A 5,985-nucleotide genomic window follows, 5' to 3' on the forward strand; every position below is an offset into this window, starting at 1 on the left:
CCAGATTTTTTGCCCGCGCTTTGCGCTTTCGACGGCGCGGTCCACGTCTTCGCGCCCGGCGGCCTGCACGCTCGCCAGAACTTCACCGTTCGCCGGGTTGATGGTCTCGAAGGTGCGACCGCTGGTGGCGGATGTATAACCACCATTGATATAAAGCTGCTGTTCTGCCATTCGGGACATAAATTCTCCTCGGTTAGTCGGTCGGTAAATGCTGGCTGATAAAGTGGCTGGTAAGCGACTGGGCCAGGGTTTTATCCAGCGGTTTGCCGCTGAGCGCAGCGCGCAGCCACAGCCCGTCAATCAGTGCGGCGAGCCCGTAGCCCGCCTCTTCAGCCTGTTCACGCGGCAGCTCGCGGCGGAACTCGTACACCAGGTTTGAGAGCAACCGACGGCTGCTGACCTGCTGCAAACGGTAGAGCATCGGCTGATGCATGCTGCTGGCCCAGAAGGCCAGCCAGGCCTTCATCGCCGCGCCGCTAACCTGAGTTTCATCAAAATTGCCGCCGACAATCGCCTGCAAGCGCTGCTCTGCACTGCCGTCCGGCAGGGCGCGTAAACGGCTTAATACCGCGTCGCGCAGCTGACCGGTGATGTCGCGCATGGTCGCTTCCAGCAGACCGTTTTTATCTTTGAAATAGTGGCTGATGATCCCCGTGGATACGCCCGCCCGACGGGCGATCTGCGCGATGGTTGCGTCATGCATTCCCACTTCATTAATTGCTTCCAGCGTGGCATCGATTAGCTGCCTGCGCCGGATCGGCTGCATCCCCACTTTGGGCATTTTTGCCACTCCATTCATCAGCGTTGGTAATCTATTAAAGCGGTTTTTGATTGGACGTTCAATATAAAATGTGTCTTAATTGTTGCGATTTTGGATTTCAATAGTTACAAAAACAGTGGGGATACTGGATGACAGACCTTTCACAAGACAGAGAAAAAGACAAAATCAACCCGGTCGTTTTTTATACGTCCGCCGGGCTGATTTTGTTGTTTTCCCTGACGACCATCTTCTTTCGTGATTTTTCTGCCGAGTGGATTGGGCGCACTCTGGACTGGGTGTCAAAGACCTTCGGCTGGTACTATCTGCTGGCCGCGACGCTTTACATCGTGTTCGTGGTCTGCATTGCCTGCTCGCGCTTCGGTTCGGTAAAGCTCGGGCCAGAGCAGTCCAAGCCCGAGTTCAGCCTGCTGAGCTGGGCCGCAATGCTGTTTGCCGCAGGCATCGGCATCGACCTGATGTTCTTCTCCGTGGCGGAACCGGTCACGCAATATATGCAGCCGCCGGAAGGGGCAGGGCAGACGATGGAGGCCGCGCGCCAGGCGATGGTCTGGACGCTGTTCCACTACGGCCTGACGGGCTGGTCGATGTACGCCCTGATGGGCATGGCGCTCGGATACTTTAGCTATCGTTATAATTTGCCCCTTACCATCCGCTCCGCGCTGTACCCGATTTTCGGCAAAAAGATCAACGGTCCGATTGGCCACAGCGTCGACATTGCGGCGGTGATCGGCACCATCTTCGGCATCGCCACCACGCTCGGAATTGGCGTGGTGCAGCTCAACTACGGGCTGAGCGTGCTGTTTGACATCCCGGATTCGATGGCGGCGAAGGCGGCGCTGATTGCGCTGTCGGTGATTATCGCCACCATCTCGGTGACCTCCGGCGTGGATAAAGGGATTCGCGTGCTCTCCGAACTGAACGTCGCGCTGGCGCTGGGGCTGATCCTGTTCGTGCTGTTTATGGGCGACACCTCGTTCCTGCTCAATGCCTTAGTACTGAACGTGGGTGATTACGTGAACCGCTTTATGGGCATGACGCTGAACAGCTTCGCCTTTGACCGTCCGACAGAGTGGATGAACAACTGGACGCTGTTCTTCTGGGCGTGGTGGGTGGCGTGGTCGCCGTTTGTCGGCCTGTTCCTGGCGCGTATTTCGCGTGGGCGGACCATCCGTCAGTTCGTGATGGGCACGCTGATTATCCCGTTCACCTTTACCCTGCTGTGGCTGTCGATTTTCGGCAACAGCGCGCTGCACGAGATCATCCACGGCAATGCGACTTTTGCCCAGGAAGCGATGGCGCACCCGGAGCGCGGCTTCTACAGCCTGCTGGCGCAGTACCCGGCGTTCAACTTTAGCGCGTCCGTAGCGACCATCACCGGCCTGCTGTTCTACGTCACCTCGGCGGACTCCGGCGCGCTGGTGCTGGGGAACTTCACCTCGAAGCTCAAGGACATTAACAGCGACGCGCCGAACTGGCTGCGCATCTTCTGGTCCGTCGCCATCGGCCTGCTGACGCTCGGCATGCTGATGACCAACGGTATCTCGGCGTTGCAGAACACGACGGTGATCATGGGCCTGCCGTTCAGCTTCGTGATCTTCTTCGTGATGGCCGGGCTGTATAAATCGCTTAAGGTGGAAGACTACCGCCGCGTCAGCGCCAGCCGCGACACCGCCCCGCGTCCGCTGGGCGCGCAGGACAGGCTGAGCTGGAAAAAACGCCTCTCGCGCCTGATGAATTACCCCGGTACGCGCTACACCAAACAGATGATGGAGACGGTCTGTTTCCCGGCGATGGAAGAGGTGGCCCAGGAGCTGAAGCTGCGTGGCGCCTACGTGGAGCTGAAAAACCTGCCCCCGGAAGAGGGCGAAAATCTGGGGCACCTGGATCTGCTGGTGCACATGGGCGACGAGCAGAACTTTGTCTATCAGATCTGGCCGCAGCAGTATTCGGTGCCCGGGTTCACCTACCGCGCGCGCAGCGGGAAGTCGACCTACTACCGGCTGGAGACCTTCCTGCTGGAAGGCAGCCAGGGGAATGATTTGATGGATTACAGCAAGGAGCAGGTGATCACGGACATTCTGGACCAGTATGAACGGCACCTGAACTTTATCCATCTGCACAGGGAAGCGCCGGGGAATAGCGTGATGTTCCCGGATGCCTAAAGTTTGATCTGAATAAAGTGCGTGAAAGTTAAGGGGCCAGATTGTTATGAATCTGGCCCTGTACTTTTCGAATAGTGCTTATTATATCTTTTACTAGAGGTGTACTATGTACGCCTTTATGTTGTTCCGAGGTATAAAATGAGCATCTTTGATGAACTTAAAACTTCGCTTGAAGAGGCGGTTGAGATCCACAGCGGAAGGAAAGCAGCTTCCAGAATAACCCGCTATGAAGTTGCAGATGTTCGCGCAATCAGAGAACAGCTCAATATTACCCAATGCGAAATGGCGAAGGCGCTTGGCACGAGCGTTGACACTATAAAAAGCTGGGAGTCCAAACGTCGCAACCCAACCGGGCTGGCGGCGAAGGTACTTAATGTGATTCGGGAGAATCCTGCATTTTATAAGGCACTTGCCGGGCAGTGAGTCGCCCTTATGCCGGGTGGCGCTGCGCTTACCCGGCCTACAAAACTCCAAAACTGCTTTACCGTAGGCCTGATAAGCGAAGCGCCATCAGGCTCTCCCTCCGTTGACACAACTTTAATGATAATTATTTTCATTTAAATATAGCCTGTGCTATACCTTATAGCACAGGCTAATTTTGCTTTGATTTTAATCACCTCAGGAGACTTCTGCGATGCATCCACGGCAAGGATTGAAGCGTCTGTTGCTCGGCGCGCTGCTCATGACCGCGACCACCACGGGCGCGCTGGCGGCTGAAAAGTTCCAGGTCATCACCACTTTTACCGTTATCGCTGATATGGCGAAAAACGTGGCGGGGGATGCCGCAGAGGTCACCTCCATCACCAAACCGGGCGCGGAAATTCACGAATACCAGCCCACCCCGGGCGATATCAAACGCGCACAGAAGGCACAGCTGATCCTGGCGAACGGCATGAATCTGGAGCTGTGGTTCCAGCGCTTTTATCAGCATCTGAACGGTGTGCCGGAGGTGATTGTCACCAAAGGCATCACCCCGATGGGCATCAGCGAAGGGCCCTATAACGGCAAGCCCAATCCGCACGCGTGGATGTCGCCGGACAACGCCCTGATTTACGTCGATAACATCCGCGACGCGCTGGTGAAGTACGATCCGGCCAACGCACAGACGTATCAGCGCAACGCTGATGCTTACAAGCAGAAGATCACCGCCACTCTCGAACCGCTGCGCAAGCAGGTCGCGGAGATACCGGAAGACAAACGCTGGATGGTGACCAGCGAAGGGGCTTTTTCCTATCTGGCGCGGGATTTGGGCCTGAAGGAGCTTTACCTGTGGCCGATCAACGCCGATCAGCAGGGCACGCCCCAGCAGGTGCGCAAGGTTATCGATCTGGTGAAAAAACATCACATTCCGGCGGTGTTCAGCGAAAGCACGGTCTCCGATAAGCCCGCCCGTCAGGTGGCGCGTGAAACCGGCGCCCACTATGGCGGCGTGCTGTACGTCGACTCTCTGAGCGCGGAAAACGGCCCGGTGCCAACCTATATCGATCTGCTGAACGTCACCACCCGCACGCTGGTGCAGGGCATCCGCGACGGGATGAAGGAGTAATCATGCAGAAAGGTATTGTTGTAACCGACGTGACCGTGACCTACCGCAACGGCCACACGGCGCTGCGCGACGCGTCGTTCAGCGTGCCGGGCGGATCGATTGCTGCCCTGGTGGGGGTGAACGGTTCCGGCAAGTCCACGCTGTTTAAGGCGGTGATGGGGTTTGTGCGGGCGGCGAGCGGCACTATCTCCATTCTGGGGCTGCCGCCTCACCGGGCGCTGCGTCAGAACCTGGTCGCCTACGTGCCGCAGTCGGAAGAGGTCGACTGGTCGTTTCCGGTGCTCGTCGAGGACGTGGTGATGATGGGCCGCTACGGGCATATGGGGTTTCTGCGTCGCCCCAAAGAATGCGATAAGCAGATCGTCACCGAGGCCCTGAAGCGTGTGGATATGCTCGAGCTGCGCCATCGGCAGATTGGGGAGCTGTCCGGCGGGCAGAAGAAGCGCGTGTTTCTGGCCCGTGCGATTGCCCAGCAGGGCGAGGTGATCCTGCTCGACGAGCCGTTTACCGGCGTGGACGTCAAAACCGAAGCCAGGATCATCAGCCTGCTGCGGGAGCTGCGCGACGAGGGTAAAACGATGCTGGTCTCGACCCACAATCTGGGCTCGGTCACGGAATTCTGCGATTACACGGTGATGGTCAAAGGCACCGTGCTGGCGAGCGGCCCGACGGATATCACCTTTACCGCCGAGAATCTTGAGCGCGCCTTCAGCGGCGTGCTGCGCCACGTGGTGCTCAGCGGCTCGGAAGATCGCATCATAACCGACGACGAGCGCCCCTTCGTGACGCACCGACAGGAGGCCAAATGAACGCGCTTCTCGAACCCTTCGGCTACGAGTACATGCTCAACGCGATGTGGGTCTCGGCGATGGTGGGCGGGCTGTGCGCGTTTCTCTCCTGCTATTTGATGCTTAAAGGCTGGTCGCTGATCGGCGATGCGCTGTCGCACTCCATCGTGCCGGGCGTAGCGGGCGCTTACATGCTCGGGCTGCCGTTCTCGCTGGGGGCGTTTTTATCGGGCGGGCTGGCGGCGGGCAGCATGCTGTTTCTCAACCAGCGCAGCCGCCTGAAGGAGGACGCCATTATCGGGCTGATCTTCTCCTCCTTTTTCGGGCTGGGGCTGTTTATGGTCTCGCTCAACCCGACCTCGGTGAACATTCAGACCATCGTCCTCGGCAATATTCTGGCTATCGCCCCGGAAGATATCGTCCAGCTGGCGATTATCGGCGTGGTGTCGATAGTTATCCTGCTGTTCAAATGGAAAGATCTGATGGTGACCTTTTTTGATGAGAACCACGCCCGCGCCATCGGCCTGCGTCCTGAACGCCTGAAAATTCTCTTCTTCACGCTGCTGGCGGTCTCTACCGTGGCGGCGCTGCAAACCGTCGGCGCGTTTCTGGTGATCTGTCTGGTAGTCACGCCCGGCGCGACCGCGTGGCTGCTGACCGACCGCTTCCCGCGCCTGCTGATGATTGCCGTCGCCATTGGCAGCATCA

Annotated in this window: 7 protein-coding genes; 5 read left to right on the forward strand and 2 right to left on the reverse strand. The window is 58.0% G+C overall.

Annotated features, from left to right (window positions below; translation table 11 throughout):
- Nucleotides 1–180: aldehyde dehydrogenase family protein (locus tag DD606_RS23435; RefSeq protein WP_129259247.1), on the reverse strand; the 180-nt coding region annotated here is incomplete at its 3' end.
- Between the two features lie 13 nt (nucleotides 181–193).
- Nucleotides 194–781, reverse strand: coding sequence for a transcriptional regulator BetI (betI, locus tag DD606_RS23440; protein ID WP_003858827.1), 588 nt, complete (start codon nucleotides 779–781; stop codon nucleotides 194–196).
- A 128-nt stretch (nucleotides 782–909) separates the two neighbouring features.
- On the opposite strand from betI, the gene betT reads away from it, so the two are divergent.
- The 5 genes from betT to sitC form a co-directional block, all read left to right on the forward strand.
- Entirely contained in the window at nucleotides 910–2,943 is a 2,034-nt protein-coding gene (gene betT, locus DD606_RS23445) for a choline BCCT transporter BetT (protein ID WP_058663255.1), read from the forward strand.
- A gap of 138 nt (nucleotides 2,944–3,081) precedes the next feature.
- The gene (nadS, locus tag DD606_RS23450; protein WP_032652913.1) at nucleotides 3,082–3,366 is read left to right on the forward strand and encodes a NadS family protein; all 285 of its coding nucleotides are present in this window, start codon (nucleotides 3,082–3,084) and stop codon (nucleotides 3,364–3,366) included.
- Nucleotides 3,367–3,577: 211 nt separating this feature from the next.
- Entirely contained in the window at nucleotides 3,578–4,489 is a 912-nt protein-coding gene (gene sitA / locus DD606_RS23455; RefSeq protein ID WP_003858820.1) for an iron/manganese ABC transporter substrate-binding protein SitA, read from the forward strand.
- A gap of 2 nt (nucleotides 4,490–4,491) precedes the next feature.
- Nucleotides 4,492–5,298, forward strand: a complete 807-nt coding sequence (gene sitB / locus DD606_RS23460) for an iron/manganese ABC transporter ATP-binding protein SitB (protein WP_003858819.1) — start codon at nucleotides 4,492–4,494, stop codon at nucleotides 5,296–5,298.
- On the forward strand, nucleotides 5,295–5,985 hold a 691-nt coding region (gene sitC / locus DD606_RS23465), incomplete at its 3' end, for an iron/manganese ABC transporter permease subunit SitC (protein WP_129259249.1). The genes sitB and sitC, both read left to right, overlap by 4 nt.

This window comes from Enterobacter cloacae complex sp. GF14B (genome assembly GCF_004136805.1).
Lineage (GTDB): Bacteria > Pseudomonadota > Gammaproteobacteria > Enterobacterales > Enterobacteriaceae > Enterobacter > Enterobacter hormaechei_C.

Excerpts from the sequence above, each read along its gene's own strand:
- sitA (WP_003858820.1), top strand. The coding sequence starts at position 3,578 with ATGCATCCACGGCAAGGATTGAAGCGTCTGTTGCTCGGCGCGCTGCTC.
- betI (WP_003858827.1), bottom strand. The coding sequence starts at position 781 with ATGCCCAAAGTGGGGATGCAGCCGATCCGGCGCAGGCAGCTAATCGAT.
- betT (WP_058663255.1), top strand. The coding sequence starts at position 910 with ATGACAGACCTTTCACAAGACAGAGAAAAAGACAAAATCAACCCGGTC.
- nadS (WP_032652913.1), top strand. The coding sequence starts at position 3,082 with ATGAGCATCTTTGATGAACTTAAAACTTCGCTTGAAGAGGCGGTTGAG.
- sitB (WP_003858819.1), top strand. The coding sequence starts at position 4,492 with ATGCAGAAAGGTATTGTTGTAACCGACGTGACCGTGACCTACCGCAAC.